The organism is Streptomyces sp. LARHCF249, assembly GCF_052871255.1.
In genome coordinates this window covers 206,649-223,788 of the sequence record NZ_JBIXJQ010000010.1, presented here as the reverse complement: position 1 = coordinate 223,788, position 17,140 = coordinate 206,649, and the positions used below count along the sequence as shown (strand labels likewise).

Below are 17,140 nucleotides of genomic sequence, written 5' to 3'. Positions count from 1 at the left end.
CGGCCGGAGGCCGGCGCGTCACGAAGGAGTCGGGCGGACGATCTCGCCCAGCGTCGGCACCGACTCCGGCCGGGAGCGGACCGCGTCCGTGCACTCCCACGCCCGCGGCGGGTCCGCGTCCGGGCCGCCCAGGACCACCGGTCCCGGCCCCGCCGACACCGCTTCGCTGCCCGCCAGCGTGCACACGATCTGCGACAGGGCCACGGGCGGCAGGTCCTCCGGCTTGCGGCTCAGCCGCACCGTGCCCGCCGGATCACCCGGCCTGGCCGCTCCCGCCGTGAGCCCCGTCGGCACCCCGGTGGTGAACCCGGCGTCCCGCTCCTCCCCGGACGGCGTCTTCTCGAGCACCTCCAGCAGCGCCTGCACGACCAGGGCCACCGGGTCCCGCAGCGGCCGCTTCTCCGGTACCGGCACCACCCGTTCCACGCCCACCAGCTGCGCTCCGCAGACCAGTTCCACCGTGGCCCGGAACCCCTGCACACCGCTCTGCCCGGTCGGCTGCGCCGGGGTGTCGCACGACACCCGCGAGGGCGCCGCGCCCACGTCCACCGGCACGGTCGTCGCCCTGATCCCGCACCCGGACACGGCCGACAGGGCCAGCAGCGCCCCGCCCACCGACAGGGTCCTACGCGTCCTGGTCACCCGCGATCACCTTCCCCACGTCCACCGGCAGCCGCAACGTGAACAGCGCCCCGCCGCCCGGCGCGTTGGCGGCGGTGATGTCGCCGCCGTGGATGTGCGCGTTCTCCACGGCGATCGACAGGCCCAGCCCGCTCCCGTCCGACTTCGGCCGCGAGGCGCTCGCCTTGTAGAACCGGTCGAAGACGTGCGGCAGGACGTCCTCCGGAATGCCCGGACCGTTGTCCTGCACCGCGATCACCAGCCATTCCCCCTCCACGACCACCTTGACCCGCACCGGCGAGCCGCCGTGCTTGAGGGCGTTGCCGATCAGGTTGGCCAGGATCACGTCGAGGCGGCGCGGGTCGAGCCGCGCCACGATGCCCCGCTCGGCGTCGAGTTCGACCGCGTCCAGCCAGGCCCGCGCGTCGATGCACGCCGTGACCTGGTCGGCGACGTCCACGTCGTCCAGCACCAGCCGGGCCGTTCCCGCGTCGAAGCGGGTGACCTCCATCAGGTTCTCCACCAGGTCGTTGAGGCGCCGGGTCTCGCTGACGACCAGCGCCACCGCCGGTGCGATCATCGGATCGAGGTCGTCGACCTCCTCCTCCAGCACCTCGGCGACCGCCGTCAACGCCGTCAGCGGCGTGCGCAGTTCGTGCGACATGTCCGCGACGAAGCGCCGGCTCGACTCCTCGCGCGCGCTCATGTCGGCGACCTTCTTCTCCAGCGCCTCGGCCGTCTTGTTGAAGGTGTGCGCCAGGTCCGCGAGCTCGTCCGTCCCCGACACGTCCAGCCGGTGGTCGAGTTCGCCCTCGCCGAGCCGCCGCGCCGCGTCGCCCAGCCGCTGCACGGGCTTGAGCACCGTACGGGCCGCGGCCTGCGCCAGCAGCGCGGAACCCAGCAGCGCCAGGCCCGTCGCGATCGTCAGCGACCAGGCCAGCGCGTTCAGGTCGTCCCGCTCCTGCGCGAGCGACTTGTACATGTAGCCGGTGAGCCCGCCGCCCACGATCCGCGTCCCGCCGACGAGGTACGGATTGCCGCCGGGCTTCGTCCGCTGCCAGTACATGTGGTATTCGGCGTCGTTCGCCGCCGTCGTCTTCTGCCGGTCGTCGACCGCGTCCCGCAGGGACTTCGGTACGTCGCCCAGGCCGAAGGCGTCGGGACCGGCCGCTCCGGAGACCTGGCCGTCCTTGCCCTCCTGCACCAGCAGCACGCTGTAGCCGGGGCTGCTGGCCGCCATCAGCTCCGCGGTGCGCTGGATCTCCTGCGCCGTCGGGTCGGCGGGCAGCGCCGCGGCCCGGTTCTGCATCTCCTGCCGGAAGTCGCCCAGGGCCGCGTCCTGGGTACGGGTGAGCACCGCCTCCCGGTTGAGCCAGTACGCGATCCCCGAAGCGGAGACCGCGGCCGTCAGCGCGACCAGGGCGAACACGATGAGGAGCCGCAGCCGCAGGCTGGTCCAGCGCCGGCCCGCGAGCAGCGCCGGGATCACTGCGGGGAGTCCAGGCGGTAGCCGACGCCGCGGACGGTCCGGATCAGGGTGGGCGAGGACGGCACGTCCTCGACCTTGGCGCGCAGCCGCTGCACGCAGGCGTCCACCAGCCGCGAGTCGCCGAGGTAGTCGTGCTCCCAGACCAGGCGGAGCAACTGCTGGCGGGAGAGCGCCTGCCCTGGACGGCGGCTCAGCTCCAGCAGCAGCCGCAGCTCGGTCGGCGTGAGCTGGAGGTCCTCGCCGTTCTTCGTCACCGTCATGGCGGCGCGGTCGATGACCAGGGAGCCGAAGCTCGCCGAGTCGCTGGACTCGCGCTCGCCGCGGCGCAGCACGGCCCGGATGCGGGCGTCGAGGACCCGCCCCTGGACGGGCTTGACCACGTAGTCGTCGGCCCCGGACTCCAGGCCGACGACGACGTCGATGTCGTCATTGCGCGCGGTGAGCAGGATGATCGGCAGCTGGTCGGTGCGGCGGATCCGCCGGCACACCTCGAAGCCGTCGATCCCGGGCAGCATCACGTCCAGCACGATCAGATCCGGCCGCTGCTCGCGCAGCAGTTTCAGGCCGTCCTCGCCCGTCGCCGCGGTGGCCACACGGTGGCCCTGGCGAGACAGGGAGAGTTCGAGGGCCGTGCGGATGGCGTCGTCGTCCTCGATCAGCAACAGGAAAGGCACGGGCTCATTCTGTCCCATCGGCAGTCGGGAGTTCGACCGGCGGGGGCACCGGATCCGGCGGGGCCCTGCCGGAGGTCGCTGTGACAGGGCTGTGACAGTCGGCGGACACCCCGGTTAAGTCGGCCGGGCAGGCTTCTACCAACAACCGAAGCACAGCAACGGACCGAAGCAGACTCCACGACGGGGGGCGCGAGATGAACACGCTGCACAGCACCACCACCAGCGCGGTTGTCACGCGGCTGCACGATGTGAACCGCCGGGCGGGTGTCCGTGGCGTCGCGGTATCCCGGCCCCGGCCGGCACACGTCGTAGCCATTGACGCGAAGCAGTACCAGGCGGTTCCCGCACAGCGCACCCCGTCCTCCGCGTCCGAGGCGGAGTTCACGGCGTACGTCCAGGAGCGCCGGGCCGCCCTGTACGCGACGGCCTTCCACCTCACCGGCGACCGCCACGAGGCCGAGGACCTGCTGCAGAGCGCGCTGTTCTCCACGTACCGCGCCTGGGACCGGATCACCGACAAGGCGGCCGTGGGCGGGTACCTGCGCCGCACGATGACGAACCTGCACATCAGTGCGTGGCGCCGGCGGAAGCTGAACGAGTACCCGACGGAGGAACTGCCGGAGACGGCCTCGGACACCGACGCGATGCGCGGTACGGAGCTGCGCGCGGTGCTGTGGCAGGCGCTGGCCCGGATCCCGGAGCCGCAGCGCACGATGCTGGTGCTGCGGTACTACGAGGGCCGCACGGACCCGGAGATCGCGGAGATCCTCGGGATCAGCGTCGGCACGGTGAAGTCGAGCATCTGGCGCTCGCTGCGGCGCCTGCGGGAGGACGAGGCGCTGAGCTTCGGCGCCGACGAGGCGGAGTCCTTCGGGGAACTCGTCGCCTGACAGACCAACGGCCGGGGGGCCGTCCTACGGGGGTGGGGCGGTGGCCATGCGGGGGGAAAGGGCGGGATCAGTCGGCCGGGGGTCCGACTGATCCCGCCCTTTCGCGTCCGCGGGTTCAGCGGTGTCGGGCCTAGGCCGGGGTCGCCGTGCGGTGGCGGCCCGCCGCGGCGGCGGCCAGGCGGCCGAGGGCCTCGTCGCGGCCGCAGGCGTGCGCACCGAGCGCGGTGTGCCGGGCCACGATGCCCCGCTCGGCCCGCATCAGCCGGTACCCCCTGCGCAGCAGGAACAGCACCGACTTGCGCCCCTCGCGCACATCCCGCACGAGCCGCCGCCGGAACGTCGTCGAGGGCCGGCCCCGCAGGCAGATCGCGTCGGCGAGCAGCCCCAGCTCCTGGCACCGGGCGACGATGTCGGCCGCGAAGATGCCCTCCGCGATGAACAGCGGCGTCCGGGAGATGTCCAGCGCCTCCGTCCCGGTCCGGGAGGACGTCGCGATGTCGTAGACGGGGACGTCGGTACGGCCCGCCGCGCACAGCTCCTCGATCGCCGCGACAGCGGTGTCCGCGTCCCAGGAGAGCGGGGAGTCCCAGTCGATGTCCGAGCTCCCCTCCACCAGCGGAAGGGTCGGGTCGCCCCCCTCCTTGTAGAAGTCGTCCAGGCGCAGCACGGGCAGACCCGAACGGGCCGCCAGCGAGGACTTGCCGGACCCCGAGGGCCCGGTCAGCAGCACGACGCGCGTCGGCAGGGGAGAAGAACAGCTCACGGGACACCAGTCTGAAGCATTAACCCCTGTAGGGGATCCCTCCGGTGGCCGGTTGGTATCCAGGATCACACGTCAACTACGCTGCGTGTGCACGCGACTACGACCACAGGCGGGAACCCATGGCACGTCACGCAGCTCCGCACAGCTCCGCGCTGCGCTCCGCAGGACTCACCCTCTCGATGGCGGGCGCCGCGCTCGCGATGGCGGCGGGCGGCGCCCAGGCAGGCGAGCTCGATGTCCCGGCGGCGCTGGCCGGGGTCACCGACCCGATCGCGAACCTCAAGGTGAACCCGTTGGCCCACACCGGCGTGGACCCGCTGGACAACGGCATCGCCACCAAGGTCGCGGACTTCCCGGCCGTCGGCACCGGCATGGTCACGGGGGTCCTGACGCAGGGGCCCTCCGTGGGCGAGCTGCCCACCGCGGCCGTCGGCTCGCTGCTCGGGCCGGTCCTGCCCGGCTAGGGGCCCGGCCCGCATGCGGGTACGGGAAGGCCCCGGCAGCGCGGGACGCTGCCGGGGCCTTCCCGGGGGTCTTCCGGTTCGCGGGGGCCTTCTTAGTACGAGGACCCGCCCGAGCCCAGCGAACCCGTCGGGTGCCAGACCGTCTTGGTCTCCAGGAACGCCGTCATGCGGTGCGTGCCCGGGTCCGCGGTCCAGTCGTCCACAGGCTGTGGACGGAGAACGCGCTTGAGGTTGTCCGCCGCCGCGATCTCCAGCTCCTTGGCCAGCGCGGTGTCGGCGCCCGCCAGGTCGATCGCGTTGACGTCCTGGTGCGACGCCAGGTGCGGGCCCATCTCGCCGGCCTTGCCGGACAGGATGTTGACCACGCCGCCGGGCAGGTCGGAGGTCGCCAGTACCTCGCCCAGGGACAGGGCGGGCAGCGGGGACTTCTCCGAGGCGATCACGACGACGGTGTTGCCGGTGGCGATCACCGGGGCGATCACCGAGACCAGGCCCAGGAAGGACGAGTCCTGCGGGGCGAGGACCGTGACGACGCCGGTCGGCTCGGGGGTGGAGAGGTTGAAGAACGGGCCCGCGACGGGGTTCGCCCCGCCGACGATCTGGCCGATCTTGTCGGTCCAGCCCGCGTACCAGACCCAGCGGTCGATGGCCGCGTCCACGACGGCGCCGGCCTTCGACTTGGACAGGCCCTCCGCTTCGCCGACCTCGCGGACGAACTGGTCGCGGCGGCCCTCGAGCATCTCCGCGATGCGGTAGAGGATCTGCCCGCGGTTGTAGGCGGTGGCGCCCGACCAGCCGCCGAAGGCCTTGCGGGCCGCGACGACCGCGTCACGCGCGTCCTTGCGGGAGGACAGGGGTGCGTTGGCCAGCCAGTTGCCCTTGGAGTCGGTCACCTCGTACACCCGGCCGCTCTCGGAGCGGGGGAACTTGCCCCCGACGTACAGCTTGTAGGTCTTGAAGACGTTCAGACGGGTCGACGACTCAGACATCGAGGTAGCCCTCCAGGCCGTGGCGGCCGCCCTCGCGGCCGAAGCCCGACTCCTTGTAGCCGCCGAAGGGCGAGGTCGGGTCGAACTTGTTGAACGTGTTGGCCCAGACCACGCCGGCGCGGAGCTTGTTCGCGACCGCCAGGATGCGCGAGCCCTTCTCCGTCCAGATGCCGGCGGACAGGCCGTACTGGCTGTTGTTGGCCTTGGCGACGGCCTCGTCCGGGGTGCGGAAGGTCAGCACCGACAGCACCGGGCCGAAGATCTCGTCGCGGGCGACGGTGTGCGCCTGGGTGACGTTCGTGAAGAGCGTCGGGGCGAACCAGTAGCCGGCGGACGGCAGCTCGCACGCCGGGGACCAGCGTTCGGCGCCCTCGGCCTCGCCGGTCTCCGCGAGCGCGGTGATCCGGGCGAGCTGCTCGGCGGAGTTGATCGCGCCGATGTCGGTGTTCTTGTCGAGCGGGTCGCCCAGGCGGAGGGTCGACAGCCGTCGCTTCAGGCTGTCCAGCAGCTCGTCGTGGATCGACTCCTGGACGAGGAGGCGGGATCCGGCGCAGCAGACCTGGCCCTGGTTGAAGAAGATGCCGGTGACGATGCCCTCGACGGCCTGGTCGATGGGGGCGTCGTCGAAGACGATGTTGGCGCCCTTGCCGCCCAGCTCCAGGGTGACCTTCTTGTCGGTGCCGGCGACGTGGCGGGCGATCTTCTTGCCCACCGCGGTCGAGCCGGTGAAGGCGACCTTGTTGACGTCGGGGTGCTCGACGAGGGCCGCGCCCGCGTCGCCGTACCCGGTCAGGATGTTGACGACGCCCTTGGGCAGGCCGGCCTGGCGGCAGATGTCCGCGAAGAACAGCGCCGACAGCGGAGTGGTCTCGGCGGGCTTCAGGACGACCGTGTTGCCGGTGGCGAGCGCCGGGGCGATCTTCCACGCGAGCATCAGGAGCGGGAAGTTCCACGGGATGACCTGACCGGCCACGCCCAGCGGGCGCGGGTTCGGGCCGTAGCCCGCGTGGTCGAGCTTGTCGGCCCAGCCCGCGTAGTAGAAGAAGTGCGCGGCGACCAGCGGGAGGTCCGCGTCGCGGGTCTCCTTGATCGGCTTGCCGTTGTCCAGGGTCTCCAGGACGGCGAGCTCGCGGCTGCGCTCCTGGATGATCCGGGCGATGCGGAAGAGGTACTTGGCGCGCTCGGAGCCGGGCAGCGCGGACCACTTCTCGAAGGCCTTGCGGGCGGCCCGGACGGCGCGGTCCACGTCGGCGGCACCCGCCTGCGCGACCTCGGCCAGCACCTCCTCGCTGCTCGGCGAGACGGTCTTGAAGACCTTGCCGTCGGCGGCGTCGGTGAACTCGCCGTCGATGAAGAGCCCGTAGGAGGGGGCGATGTCGACGACCGAGCGGGACTCGGGAGCCGGTGCGTATTCGAATACAGATGCCATGGTGATCAGTCCACCGTCACGTAGTCGGGACCGGAGTAACGGCCGGTGCTCAGCTTCTGGCGCTGCATCAACAGGTCGTTGAGCAGGCTGGAGGCGCCGAAGCGGAACCAGTGGTTGGTCAGCCAGTCCTCACCCGCGGTCTCGTTGACCAGGACCAGGAACTTGATCGCGTCCTTGGTGGTCCGGATGCCGCCGGCCGGCTTCACGCCGATCTGGATTCCAGTCTGCGCCTTGAAGTCGCGGACGGCTTCGAGCATGAGCAGCGTGTTGGCGGGGGTGGCGTTGACACCCACCTTGCCCGTCGACGTCTTGATGAAGTCGGCGCCCGCGAGCATGCCGATCCAGGAGGCGCGGCGGATGTTGTCGTACGTCGACAGCTCGCCGGTCTCGAAGATGACCTTGAGGCGGGCCGCGGTGCCGTCGGGGCGGACGCAGGCCTCCTTGACGGCCTTGATCAGCTCGTACGTGTCGAGGTAGCGGCCGGCGAGGAAGGCGCCACGGTCGATGACCATGTCGATCTCGTCGGCGCCGGCGGCGACGGCGTCACGGGTGTCGGCGAGCTTGACGGGCAGCGCGGCGCGGCCGGCCGGGAAGGCGGTCGCGACGGAGGCCACCTTGACGTCGGCGCCGTTCAGGGCGGCCTTCGCGGTGGCCACCATGTCGGGGTACACGCAGACCGCGGCGGTCATGGGCGTCGTACGGTCGGTCGGATCGGGGTTGACGGCCTTGGCGGAGAGCGCCCGGACCTTGCCCGGGGTGTCCGCGCCTTCCAGCGTCGTCAGGTCGATCATCGAGATGGCCAGATCGATGGCGTACGCCTTGGCCGTCGTCTTGATCGAGCGGGTGCCGAGGGCGGCCGCGCGGGCCTCCAGTCCGACTGCGTCGACGCCGGGCAGCCCGTGCAGGAAGCGGCGCAGCGCACTGTCGGACGTCGTCACGTCAGCGAATGCGGTGAGGGTGGTGGGCATGGTCACCACATGAGCATATCTACGCGCGTAGCGACCTGTCACCCCCTCCCCCGGATTCGACCGCTTCCGGTGCGGAATCGACACCTCCGCGGCGCCGGCACCGCGCGTCCGGAGCTGCGCGCCCCCACCTGCGGCGGCGGGACCGCCGGCGGCCGCCGGCCCGGCGACCCCGTTTCCGTACGCCGATCTCGTGGGCCGAGACGGCGTGGGGCAGAATCGACCGCATGAGCAGCCAGCAGCCACCGGCCGACGAGCCGGTGTACGACGACCGGGTCTACCGCTCCTCCTCGGCCGTGGTCACCGGGGTGCTGCTGCTCGCACTGACCGCGTGGCTGTGCGGGGACGCGGTGGTGCGCGGCTCCGGGAACACCCCGTGGGTCGCCCTGGCGCTGGCGCTGTGCGTGGTGCCGCTGATCGTGGCCTTCACGATCCGCCCCGCCGTCTTCGCCAATGACGACCGGATGCGCGTACGGAACCCCTTCCGGATCGTCGAGCTGCCCTGGGCCGCCGTGGACGCGGTGCGTGCCGGGTACTCGGCGGAGGTGCTGGCCGAGGGCTCGAAGTACCAGCTCTGGTCCGTCCCCGTCTCACTGCGGGAGCGGAAGAAGGCGAGCCGTGGCCGGCTGAGCCGCCGCGGCGGGCTCACCGGCCGGGGCATGTCCTCCGCCGGGGCCGAGCAGCCGGCCGCACCGGCCGGGCCGCAGCGGGCCGGCGCCGACAAGGTCGTGGACGAACTGCGGGAGCTGGCCGAGCGCGGCGCCTCGCGGGCCGGCGCCCAGGGCAGCGTGCGCGTGCAGTGGTCGTACGAGATCATCGCGCCCGCCGCGGCCGGCGCCCTGCTGTTGATCGTGCTCCTCGCCACGGGCTGACCCCACCGCCGCACGCGTCCTCGTACGTGCTCCCCGCCACACCCCTTCCGTGGCGGAACCGCCGCTACCGGCCGGTGCGTCCTCGCAGGTGTGCAGCGTCATGAGGCCGGCGGCAGCGCCGCCACCGCCATTCATCCCCGGTTCCGGCTCCTGGGCCTGGCCCTGCTGGCCGCCCACCTCCTGGTCGTCGGCTGGCTGACGCTTCGACCACTGGACGTGCCCTGGGCCGCGGCCGCGAATCTGGCCCCGCTGGAGGGGATCCGGGCCGACCTCGCCTACGGGCCGCTGGAGGCCGCCCGCCGGATCGGCGAGGGGCTGGCGCTGCTGGCCCCGCTGGGGGTGCTGCTGCCGCTGGTCAGCGGACGGCTCGCGCCGTCGGCGCTGTCCGCGTGGTCCTCGCTGGCCCGGACCGCGGCCGCGGGCGCACTGGTCTCGGTGTGCATCGAGATGCTCCAGACCGCCGTGCCGGGCCAGGTGGTCGACGTGGACTCGGTCCTGCTGAACACCGTCGGCGTGGTGCTCGCGCACGCGGCCGTCGTACCGGCGCTGCGCGCCCGGCTGCGGCGCTCACGTACCGCTTATCAGGGGCCCACCCCGAGAATTACCAGGGTCGGGCTCGGTCCGTGGACCGAGGTTCTTTCGGCGGTTCCCCGCGAGTATTGAGGCATCGCAAGAGAGCGATCCCGATGAAGGAGAACCCCATGAGCGCCCTTGTCCGCCCCCGTGACGGTCGTTGGATCGGCGGCGTCTGCGCCGGACTGGCCCGGCGTTTCGGAATGTCCGCCAATACGATGCGCGTCATATTCGTCGTCTCGTGCCTGCTGCCCGGCCCGCAGTTCCTGATCTACCTGGCGCTGTGGCTGCTCCTGCCGAACGAGAAGTCCGCCTCCACCGCCTGGTAGGCCCGCCCGGTCAGCCGGCCCGCCGGACCTTTTCCAGCTGCTTGTCGGCGACCTCCTGCGGCACCTGCGTCTTCTGCCCGGCCGCGGCCACGTTGAGGGCCATCAGCCGCACGATGGTGTCGCCCTCGCGCACGACGACCAGGTGGACCTGGGCCGAGACGCCCTGGGCGGCCGCGGTCGTGGTCCAGCTGACGCTCTCGTCGCCGCTCGTGCGGTATGCGGCGGCCCGCACGTCGCGGTAGCTTCCGCTCTGCTTCTCGACCGTGGCGGTGAAGCCCGTCCCGCACGCGGGCACGGCGGCCTTGAGGCGGGCGATCAGCGCCTTGGCATCGCTCACGGCGTAGGAGCTGACGGAGGCGGAGACGGCGAGTCCGACCTGCTTCTGGGAGCCGACGCCCCGGTTGACGGTCTCGCGCGCGGCCGGGTCCGGCTTGTCGCCCATGATGTCGGCGAGCGGCTGACAGGACTTCTTGTCGGCTTGCGGCTGGCCGTCCGGCGCGTTGGGGTTCTTGCCCTGCGCCGAGATCGCGTAGCCGGGCAGGTCGCCCTGTTCCAGCGCGGACCGCTCCGCCTTGCTGCCGCCGGTCTTGGGCGCGGCGGATCCGCCGGGGGCGGTCTCGGCGGGGGCGCCGGGCGCTCCGGAGGCCTGGCTCGCGGAGCCCTTGGGGTCCGGGCCCTTGCCCGGCGGGGTGCCGTCGGGACTGTTCCCACCGCCGCATCCGACCGCCGCGAGCAGCAGGGCGGGGACCAGCGCGACCACGGTCGCTCGTACCTTCATGCGCATGATCAAGGACCTCTCCCCCAGCTACCGCTGGGAGGTGCCCCCACGCGGATTTCAGTGGCAGTTGGTGGCGATCGTGACACACCGCACGGCGGCACACACACCCCGTAGCAGGGATGTGCGACCGCCGCGGGCGTGTTCGCATCGCAACAGCGTCAGCCGTTGAGGGCTCCGGTGACCGGGCCCAGCAGGCCGGTGACCGCGGCGGTGGGGTCGCTCGGCTGGCCGCCCTCCTCCGAGTTCATCTGCTGCGGGCTGGTGACACCCTGGAGCGCACCGGTGGCCGTGCCCAGCGTGTCGGCGAGACCGACGGCCGGAACGGCCGAGGCGGTACCGGCGGCGACGGCGGCGAAGGCGGCACCGAGAGCGGCGGTACCGAGGATCTTGGCAGCTGACTGCTTCATGAAAACGTGTCCTTGCGACGGGGAATTGAGCGGCTCCGCAAACTAGTCACTTCAAACCCCCGCCCGCAAACATCCGTAAATATGAGAAAGGGTCCGGGAATTGCTCCTCCCGGACCCTTTCAGTACGTCATGCCGTGGCCTAAGCCGAGACGGAACCGCTGGTGGAAGCGGTCTGCTGGAACAGCCACTCCGACTTCAGCTCCGCATAACCGGGCTTGATGACCTCATTGATCATGGCCAGTCGTTCATCGAAAGGAATGAACGCGGACTTCATCGCATTGACGGTGAACCACTGCATGTCGTCCAGCGTGTAGCCGAAGGTGTCCACGAGGTGCTCGAACTCGCGGCTCATGCTGGTGCCGCTCATCAGGCGGTTGTCGGTGTTGACCGTGAGCCTGAAGTGCAGCTTGCGCAGCAGACCGATCGGGTGCTCGGCGTACGAGGCGGCCGCGGCCGTCTGCAGGTTCGAGGTCGGGCACATCTCCAGGGGGATGCGCTTGTCCCGGACGTACGAGGCCAGGCGGCCCAGCGTCACCGAGCCGTCCTCGGCGACCTCGATGTCGTCGATGATCTTCACGCCGTGACCGAGGCGGTCGGCGCCGCACCACTGCAGGGCCTGCCAGATCGACGGCAGGCCGAAGGCCTCGCCCGCGTGGATCGTGAAGTGGTTGTTCTCGCGCTTGAGGTACTCGAAGGCGTCGAGGTGGCGGGTGGGGGGGAACCCGGCCTCGGCGCCGGCGATGTCGAAGCCGACCACGCCGTTGTCGCGGTAGCGGTTGGCCAGCTCCGCGATCTCCAGCGCGCGGGCCGCGTGGCGCATCGCGGTCAGCAGGGCGCCGATGCGGATGCGGTGGCCGTTGGCCTTCGCGCGCCGCTCGCCCTCGCGGAAGCCGTCGTTGACGGCCTCGACGACCTCTTCGAGTGTCAGGCCGGCTTCCAGGTGTTGCTCGGGCGCGTAGCGGATCTCGGCGTACACGACGCCGTCCTCGGCCAGGTCCTCGGCGCACTCGGCGGCGACCCGGAAGAGGGCCTCCTTCGTCTGCATGACCGCGCAGGTGTGCGCGAAGGTCTCCAGGTAGCGCGGGAGGGAGCCGGAGTCGGCGGCTTCCCGGAACCAGATGCCGAGCTTGTCGGCGTCGGTCTCGGGAAGGTTCTCGTAGCCGGCCTCGCGGGCCAGCTCGATGATGGTCCCGGGACGCAGTCCACCGTCGAGGTGATCGTGCAGGAGCACCTTCGGGGAGCGGCGGATCTGATCCGGGGTCGGCAGGTTGGGGGTCTCGCTCGTCATCTGGGCACTCTAGCTCCTACGCGCGTAGAGCGGGCGACGGCCGCGAGCGCCGATATGTAACAGAGACCGCAGAGACGGATGTCGTACACCTCGGGGTCTGAGACTGTTCCGCCATGGCACAGCATGCGCCGCCGGCGCGCGGGGCCCGCCTGGGGCGGGCAGCCGGCGCGAACGGCTTGGGGTCGACGGTCAGTGGTGTGGTGCTCCTGCTTCCCGGAGCCTCCAGATTCTCCCCCGGTCCGCTGCGCCCGCTCGGGCGGGCGCTGGCCCGGGCGGGCGGGACGGAGGGGCTGGTCGCGCACACCGTCATCCACGGCGGGGACGCCTCCCGCGAGGAGCAGGCGGGGTGGGCGGCGGACGAGGCGGTACGGCGCTACGGAGACGTGCCCGTATGCCTGGCCGGGTACGGCGAGGGCGGCTTGGCCGCGCTGCGGGCGGCCGGCCACGACGCCGTCAACTCGGTCGTGTCGCTGGCCCCTTGCCTGGAAGAGGCGGCGGCCGTGACCGACTCGCCCGAACCGGTGAAGCAGCTGTCGGGCCGGCAGGTGCTGATCGTGCACGGCACGAACGACGCGCGCAGCGACCCGGAGGCATCGTTTCAGCTGGCGGCCCGGGCCAAGAAGGCGAATCGTTCCACGTGCCGGTTCGAGGTCCACTCGGACGGGCACGGGCTGCGCGAGCACCAGCCGGAAGTCGTCGCGCTGGCCGTGGACTTCGTCCTCGGCGCGGTGTGCTCGGGACGGTACTCGCGGCCGGTGACCGACGCCCTGGCCGCTCCCCCGCCGCTGGGCCTGCGGATGCCGCTGGCCTCGGGGTTCGGGCGCGCGCTCCGGCGGTGAGGCGCGGCCGTCGCGCGTAACGTGAGGAGTGGACTCGGGGCGTTATTCCCTCCCGGAGGCGATGGATCATGGCCGGAATGGTGTCCAGGAGCTTCGACCAGCCCGACGAGACGCGGCCGTTTGCCGACGGCAAGGGCCGGCTGGACCTGCTGGAGACGAGCGGCACCGGTGTCGGGCGCTCCACCTTCGAGCCGGGCTGGAAGTGGTCGGAGCACGTCAAGCCGCTGGCCGGGACGGACAGCTGCCGGGCCGATCACACCGGGTACGTGGTGAGCGGCCGCATCAAGGTCGTCATGGACGACGGGGAGAGCGCCGAGTTCGGCCCCGGCGACTACATGCGGGTGCCTCCCGGGCACAACGCCTGGGTCCTGGGCGACGAGCCCTGCGTGACGCTGGACTGGACCGGCTTCGCCGACTACGCGAAGCCCTCCGGCTGACGGATCCGCCGGTCGCGGTCCAGGGGCCGCATCAGACCGGCGGCCCGGTCCAGGGTGCGGGCCAGCGCGCCCGCCGTCGGGGCGGTGGCCAGGACGTACGCGTGGTGCAGGCCGCCCGTCGGGGCGCGGAGGACCGTCGCGCCCACCGGGATCTCCAGCTGGACCCGGACCACCCCCGGCACGGCCCGCGCCGCCGTGACCCCCTGCCGGACCCCGCCCGGGCCGAGGCCGGGCGGGAAGTCCACGTACCGCAGCCCGGCGTACGCGGCGCGCGGGCTGCGCACTCCCCCAGCTACCGCTGGGGGTGCCCCCAGGGCGGGCAGGCCCAGCCCGGCGGCGAGCGCGAGGCCGAGCACGTCGGTGCCGTGGGCGGCCCGCAGCAGGCGGCTGAACTCCTCGCTGCCCGGGCGGGCGTGCGCCTCGACGAGGCGGGGCCCGTGCGCGGTGAGGATGACCTCCGTGTGGGAGGGGCCGTCATGGTGTCCGGCGAGGTCGAGGACCGCGCGTACGAAGGCCCGTACGGCCTGCGCGGTCGGCGGATCCAGGGAGACGGGCAGGTCGTGGCCGGTGGCGGTGAGGCGGGGTCCGGTGAGCCGGCGGGACCAGCCCAGGACGCGGTGGCGGCCCTCGCGGGAGAGGGCCGCGACGGTGAGCTCCGGGCCTTCGAGGTACTCCTCGACGAGGAGGTCGGTGACCTCGGGGTAGCCCTGGGCGGCGGCCCGCGCCCCGGCTTCGTCGTGGACGAGCCGGACCCCTTCGCCGTCGGCGCCCGCCCGGGGCTTGATGACGCAGGGGTAGCCGATGAGGGTGGCGACGAACGGGAGCGTCTCGGCGCGTCCGCAGCGCGCGAAGGAGACGGGCCGGCCGGGGTGCAGCGTGTTGGAGCGGGCCCGCAGCGCGGCTTTGTCCATGAGGGCGGTGACGGCCGCGGTGGGGGTGCCGGGCAGGCCCAGTTCCTCGTTGGCGCGGGCGGCGGCGAGGGCTCCGGCGGCGTCGAAACCGAAGACGGCGGCGCGGCCGTGGCGCACCGCCTCGATCCGGCCGACGGCCCCGACGAGGTGCCGGTGGTCGCGCCAGTCCGTCCGTACCCGCCGCTCCGCCCCCTCACGGTCGGATGGCACCGATGGACCCGGCGCGACCACCACGGTGCGGGCGCCCGCACGGCGGGCGGCCGCCACCACGGCGGGTCGCGGGCTCAGCAGGACGGCCACGGGCTCGCGCCCTTCTCGGGCCCACTCGTGACCGCGTCCCTGCCGCATACCGCGCTCCCCCCTCACGCCGTGCAGCCACTGTGCCCGCTTCGGCATATGCCGATAGCCGCCTGACAGGGGTCGTCTTGCCGCCTTGCGGGAATACGAGGGGTTTACGAACAGATACAGGCCGGGACGAATAGGCATATGCCAGCCGATCAAGCCGAAGAACTGAGCCCCGCGGCCCGGCGCCTCTACGCGTACGCCGTCGAGCGGCACGCCTTTGACGTGTCCGAGGCCACCGGGGCCCTGGGCGTGCGCGCGGCCGCCGCGATCACCGAACTGGCCGCCGCACACCTGCTGCAGCGGGCGCCCGGCGGCGGGCCCGACCGGTGGAGCGCCGTCGCGCCCCGGGCGGCGGCGGCGCGTGCGCTGGCCCCGCTGGCCCTGCTCGTACGGGAGACCCACGACGAGATGGACCGGCTGCGGGGGCGGCTGGAGGCTCTGGTGCCGGCGTACGAGGCGGGGACCGCGCACCGGGACCTGAGCGGTTCGGGGCGCCTGGAGCTGGTGACGGACCTCGGCGCGGTACGGGGGCTGATCGCGGAGCTCGTCGCGGCGTGCGAGCGGGAGCTGCTGACCTCGCAGCCGGGCGGGGGACGGCCGCTGGAGACGCTGGAGGAGTCCATCGGGCGCGACGAGTCGCTGCTGTCGCGCGGGGTCCGGATGCGGACCATCTACCAGCACACGGCGCGGTACTCGCGGCCCACGGCGGCGTACGTCGAGCGGGTGACGGCGCTGGGCGCGCAGGTGCGGACGCTGGGCGACGGGCTGATGCGGATGCTGGTCTTCGACGGCCACACGGGCCTGATGGCGGTGCCGGACCGCAGCGGGGCGGCGCTGGTGGTGCGCGAGCCGAACGTCGTGCACTTCATGACGGCGGCCTTCGAGCGGTCCTGGCTGGGAGCGGAGCCGTTCCCGACGACGGTGAGCCCGGAGGCGGCCCGGTCGATCTCGGACGAGCTGCGGCAGACCATCGTGCGGTTGCTGTCGGAGGGGCTGGAGGACAAGGTGATCGCGCGCAGGCTGGGCATGTCCGAGCGGACGTGCCAGCGGCACATCGCGGAGATCATGCGGGCCGTCGGGGCGAAGTCCCGCTTCCAGGCCGGGTACTTGCTGGGGCCGCCTGCGATGCCGACCGCGCCGGCTAGAGCTCGGGGATCAGGGCTCCCCGGCGGGACAGCAGGAAGCGCTTGAACTCCGCCACCGGCGGGGTGTCGGGGTGGCCGTCGAGCCAGGCGAGGCCGATCTCGCGGACGGCGCGCGGAGCGGTCACCGTCAGCTCGACGACGCCCGGGCGGGCCACGGCGGGCGGCGGCAGCAGGGCCACGCCGAGGCCGGCGGCGACCAGGCCGCGCAGGGTCTCGGCCTCCTCGCCCTCGAAGGCGACGCGGGGGGTGAAGCCGGCCTCGGCGCACAGGTCGTCGGTGATGCGGCGCAGGCCGTAGCCGGACTCCAGGGTGACGAACGTTTCCTCGGCGGCCTCGGCGAGGCGGATGCGCTTGCGGCCGGCGAGGCGGTGGTCGTCGGGTACGACCAGGCGCAGACGCTGTTCGTCGAGGCGGCGGGCGACCAGGTCGGGGGCGTCGGGCAGCGGTGAGGTGAGGCAGAGGTCGAGCTCGCCGGCGCGCAGCCGCTCCAGCATGGCCTCGCCGTAGTTCTGCACGAGCGAGAAGCGCACGCGCGGGTGGTCGGCGCGGAAGGCGCGGATGAGGCCGGGTACGGTCTCGGGGCCCAGGGTGTGCAGGAAGCCGAACGCGACCTTGCCGAAGGCCGGGTCGGCGTCCTGCTGGACGGATTCGGCGGCGCGGGCGATGCCGTCCAGAGCCTGTTCGGCGGACGCCAGGAAGGTCCGGCCCGCGGTGGTGAGGGCGACGGTGCGGCCCTTGCGGGCGAACAGCGAGACGCCGAGGTCCTGTTCGAGGCGGACCATGGCCCGCGACAACGTCGACTGGGGAACGCCCAGTTCGTGGGCGGCGCGGGTGACGTGCTCGTGCCGGGCGACGGCCGCGAAGTACGCCAGGCGCGGGGCCAGCAGACGTGTCACGGCCATGTCTTCTTCGTAACGGTTCATCGACGTGCG

Annotated in this window: 20 protein-coding genes; 8 read left to right on the top strand and 12 right to left on the bottom strand. The window is 72.5% G+C overall.

Annotated features, from left to right (window positions below):
* Positions 1-18 precede the first annotated feature (18 nt).
* From ACIPUC_RS27675 to afsQ1, 3 genes are read right to left on the bottom strand one after another with little or no spacing between them, the layout of a single operon-like run.
* Complete coding sequence (locus tag ACIPUC_RS27675; protein ID WP_446592925.1) at positions 19-642, bottom strand: hypothetical protein; 624 nt, start codon at positions 640-642, stop codon at positions 19-21.
* On the bottom strand, positions 626-2,110 hold the full coding sequence (locus tag ACIPUC_RS27670) for an ATP-binding protein (protein WP_446592924.1): 1,485 nt from the start codon (positions 2,108-2,110) through the stop codon (positions 626-628). Before ACIPUC_RS27670 ends, ACIPUC_RS27675 begins: the two co-directional genes overlap by 17 nt.
* Positions 2,107-2,784: a two-component system response regulator AfsQ1 gene (gene afsQ1 / locus ACIPUC_RS27665; protein WP_446592922.1), complete on the bottom strand. Its 678-nt coding sequence runs from the start codon at positions 2,782-2,784 to the stop codon at positions 2,107-2,109. The genes ACIPUC_RS27670 and afsQ1 overlap by 4 nt, the downstream gene beginning before the upstream one ends.
* A gap of 194 nt (positions 2,785-2,978) precedes the next feature.
* Between afsQ1 and ACIPUC_RS27660 the strand changes: the two genes are divergently transcribed.
* Positions 2,979-3,674: a SigE family RNA polymerase sigma factor gene (locus ACIPUC_RS27660; protein WP_446592921.1), complete on the top strand. Its 696-nt coding sequence runs from the start codon at positions 2,979-2,981 to the stop codon at positions 3,672-3,674.
* A gap of 130 nt (positions 3,675-3,804) precedes the next feature.
* Here the strand turns inward: ACIPUC_RS27660 and ACIPUC_RS27655 are convergent, their stop codons facing one another.
* Complete coding sequence (locus ACIPUC_RS27655) at positions 3,805-4,503, bottom strand: uridine kinase family protein (protein WP_446593064.1); 699 nt, start codon at positions 4,501-4,503, stop codon at positions 3,805-3,807.
* A 53-nt stretch (positions 4,504-4,556) separates the two neighbouring features.
* Here ACIPUC_RS27655 and ACIPUC_RS27650 point away from each other — a divergent pair, with 53 nt between their 5' ends.
* Positions 4,557-4,901: a hypothetical protein gene (locus tag ACIPUC_RS27650; protein WP_446592919.1), complete on the top strand. Its 345-nt coding sequence runs from the start codon at positions 4,557-4,559 to the stop codon at positions 4,899-4,901.
* A gap of 92 nt (positions 4,902-4,993) precedes the next feature.
* On the opposite strand, the gene ACIPUC_RS27645 is transcribed toward ACIPUC_RS27650, so the two are convergent.
* From ACIPUC_RS27645 to deoC, 3 genes are read right to left on the bottom strand one after another with little or no spacing between them, the layout of a single operon-like run.
* Complete coding sequence (locus ACIPUC_RS27645) at positions 4,994-5,890, bottom strand: aldehyde dehydrogenase family protein (protein ID WP_446592917.1); 897 nt, start codon at positions 5,888-5,890, stop codon at positions 4,994-4,996.
* Positions 5,883-7,319: an aldehyde dehydrogenase family protein gene (locus tag ACIPUC_RS27640; RefSeq protein WP_446592915.1), complete on the bottom strand. Its 1,437-nt coding sequence runs from the start codon at positions 7,317-7,319 to the stop codon at positions 5,883-5,885. Before ACIPUC_RS27640 ends, ACIPUC_RS27645 begins: the two co-directional genes overlap by 8 nt.
* 5 nt (positions 7,320-7,324) lie before the next feature.
* Positions 7,325-8,287, bottom strand: coding sequence for a deoxyribose-phosphate aldolase (gene deoC / locus ACIPUC_RS27635; protein ID WP_446593062.1), 963 nt, complete (start codon positions 8,285-8,287; stop codon positions 7,325-7,327).
* 224 nt (positions 8,288-8,511) lie between these two features.
* On the opposite strand from deoC, the gene ACIPUC_RS27630 reads away from it, so the two are divergent.
* The 3 genes from ACIPUC_RS27630 (at position 8,512) to ACIPUC_RS27620 (ending at position 10,058) form a co-directional block, all read left to right on the top strand.
* On the top strand, positions 8,512-9,156 hold the full coding sequence (locus tag ACIPUC_RS27630) for a PH domain-containing protein (protein WP_446592913.1): 645 nt from the start codon (positions 8,512-8,514) through the stop codon (positions 9,154-9,156).
* A 90-nt stretch (positions 9,157-9,246) separates the two neighbouring features.
* Positions 9,247-9,819, top strand: coding sequence for a VanZ family protein (locus ACIPUC_RS27625; protein WP_446592912.1), 573 nt, complete (start codon positions 9,247-9,249; stop codon positions 9,817-9,819).
* A 38-nt stretch (positions 9,820-9,857) separates the two neighbouring features.
* A complete protein-coding gene (locus ACIPUC_RS27620; protein WP_446592910.1) occupies positions 9,858-10,058 on the top strand; it encodes a PspC domain-containing protein in 201 nt (66 codons plus the stop codon).
* Between the two features lie 10 nt (positions 10,059-10,068).
* Here the strand turns inward: ACIPUC_RS27620 and ACIPUC_RS27615 are convergent, their stop codons facing one another.
* The 3 genes from ACIPUC_RS27615 to ACIPUC_RS27605 form a co-directional block, all read right to left on the bottom strand.
* Positions 10,069-10,836 carry a hypothetical protein gene (locus tag ACIPUC_RS27615; protein WP_446592908.1) on the bottom strand — a complete coding sequence of 256 codons (768 nt, stop codon included), beginning with the start codon at positions 10,834-10,836 and terminating at the stop codon, positions 10,069-10,071.
* A gap of 158 nt (positions 10,837-10,994) precedes the next feature.
* Positions 10,995-11,243 carry a hypothetical protein gene (locus ACIPUC_RS27610; protein ID WP_446592906.1) on the bottom strand — a complete coding sequence of 83 codons (249 nt, stop codon included), beginning with the start codon at positions 11,241-11,243 and terminating at the stop codon, positions 10,995-10,997.
* A 139-nt stretch (positions 11,244-11,382) separates the two neighbouring features.
* Entirely contained in the window at positions 11,383-12,531 is a 1,149-nt protein-coding gene (locus ACIPUC_RS27605) for an adenosine deaminase (RefSeq protein WP_446592904.1), read from the bottom strand.
* A gap of 113 nt (positions 12,532-12,644) precedes the next feature.
* On the opposite strand from ACIPUC_RS27605, the gene ACIPUC_RS27600 reads away from it, so the two are divergent.
* Together ACIPUC_RS27600 and ACIPUC_RS27595 are read left to right on the top strand one after the other, a co-directional pair.
* Positions 12,645-13,370 (top strand): alpha/beta hydrolase, encoded by a 726-nt coding sequence (locus ACIPUC_RS27600; RefSeq protein ID WP_446592902.1) that lies wholly within the window; start codon positions 12,645-12,647, stop codon positions 13,368-13,370.
* A gap of 68 nt (positions 13,371-13,438) precedes the next feature.
* A complete protein-coding gene (locus ACIPUC_RS27595; protein ID WP_446592900.1) occupies positions 13,439-13,807 on the top strand; it encodes a cupin domain-containing protein in 369 nt (122 codons plus the stop codon).
* Here ACIPUC_RS27595 and ACIPUC_RS27590 read toward each other — a convergent pair.
* Complete coding sequence (locus ACIPUC_RS27590; protein WP_446592898.1) at positions 13,786-15,066, bottom strand: ATP-grasp domain-containing protein; 1,281 nt, start codon at positions 15,064-15,066, stop codon at positions 13,786-13,788. The genes ACIPUC_RS27595 and ACIPUC_RS27590 overlap by 22 nt on opposite strands.
* 138 nt (positions 15,067-15,204) lie before the next feature.
* Between ACIPUC_RS27590 and ACIPUC_RS27585 the strand changes: the two genes are divergently transcribed.
* Positions 15,205-16,254, top strand: coding sequence for a LuxR C-terminal-related transcriptional regulator (locus ACIPUC_RS27585; protein ID WP_446592896.1), 1,050 nt, complete (start codon positions 15,205-15,207; stop codon positions 16,252-16,254).
* On the opposite strand, the gene ACIPUC_RS27580 is transcribed toward ACIPUC_RS27585, so the two are convergent.
* Positions 16,205-17,131: a LysR family transcriptional regulator gene (locus ACIPUC_RS27580; protein WP_446592894.1), complete on the bottom strand. Its 927-nt coding sequence runs from the start codon at positions 17,129-17,131 to the stop codon at positions 16,205-16,207. The genes ACIPUC_RS27585 and ACIPUC_RS27580 overlap by 50 nt on opposite strands.
* Between the last annotated feature and the right edge of the window lie 9 nt (positions 17,132-17,140).

What these genes read in the sequence shown, in the direction of transcription:
- ACIPUC_RS27580 (WP_446592894.1), bottom strand. Translation starts at nt 17,131, where the DNA reads ATGAACCGTTACGAAGAAGACATGGCCGTGACACGTCTGCTGGCCCCG.
- ACIPUC_RS27590 (WP_446592898.1), bottom strand. Translation starts at nt 15,066, where the DNA reads ATGCGGCAGGGACGCGGTCACGAGTGGGCCCGAGAAGGGCGCGAGCCC.
- ACIPUC_RS27595 (WP_446592900.1), top strand. Translation starts at nt 13,439, where the DNA reads ATGGCCGGAATGGTGTCCAGGAGCTTCGACCAGCCCGACGAGACGCGG.
- deoC (WP_446593062.1), bottom strand. Translation starts at nt 8,287, where the DNA reads ATGCCCACCACCCTCACCGCATTCGCTGACGTGACGACGTCCGACAGT.
- ACIPUC_RS27645 (WP_446592917.1), bottom strand. Translation starts at nt 5,890, where the DNA reads ATGTCTGAGTCGTCGACCCGTCTGAACGTCTTCAAGACCTACAAGCTG.
- ACIPUC_RS27640 (WP_446592915.1), bottom strand. Translation starts at nt 7,319, where the DNA reads ATGGCATCTGTATTCGAATACGCACCGGCTCCCGAGTCCCGCTCGGTC.
- ACIPUC_RS27620 (WP_446592910.1), top strand. Translation starts at nt 9,858, where the DNA reads ATGAGCGCCCTTGTCCGCCCCCGTGACGGTCGTTGGATCGGCGGCGTC.
- ACIPUC_RS27660 (WP_446592921.1), top strand. Translation starts at nt 2,979, where the DNA reads ATGAACACGCTGCACAGCACCACCACCAGCGCGGTTGTCACGCGGCTG.
- ACIPUC_RS27605 (WP_446592904.1), bottom strand. Translation starts at nt 12,531, where the DNA reads ATGACGAGCGAGACCCCCAACCTGCCGACCCCGGATCAGATCCGCCGC.
- ACIPUC_RS27615 (WP_446592908.1), bottom strand. Translation starts at nt 10,836, where the DNA reads ATGAAGGTACGAGCGACCGTGGTCGCGCTGGTCCCCGCCCTGCTGCTC.
- ACIPUC_RS27585 (WP_446592896.1), top strand. Translation starts at nt 15,205, where the DNA reads ATGCCAGCCGATCAAGCCGAAGAACTGAGCCCCGCGGCCCGGCGCCTC.
- ACIPUC_RS27650 (WP_446592919.1), top strand. Translation starts at nt 4,557, where the DNA reads ATGGCACGTCACGCAGCTCCGCACAGCTCCGCGCTGCGCTCCGCAGGA.
- ACIPUC_RS27600 (WP_446592902.1), top strand. Translation starts at nt 12,645, where the DNA reads ATGGCACAGCATGCGCCGCCGGCGCGCGGGGCCCGCCTGGGGCGGGCA.
- ACIPUC_RS27630 (WP_446592913.1), top strand. Translation starts at nt 8,512, where the DNA reads ATGAGCAGCCAGCAGCCACCGGCCGACGAGCCGGTGTACGACGACCGG.
- ACIPUC_RS27610 (WP_446592906.1), bottom strand. Translation starts at nt 11,243, where the DNA reads ATGAAGCAGTCAGCTGCCAAGATCCTCGGTACCGCCGCTCTCGGTGCC.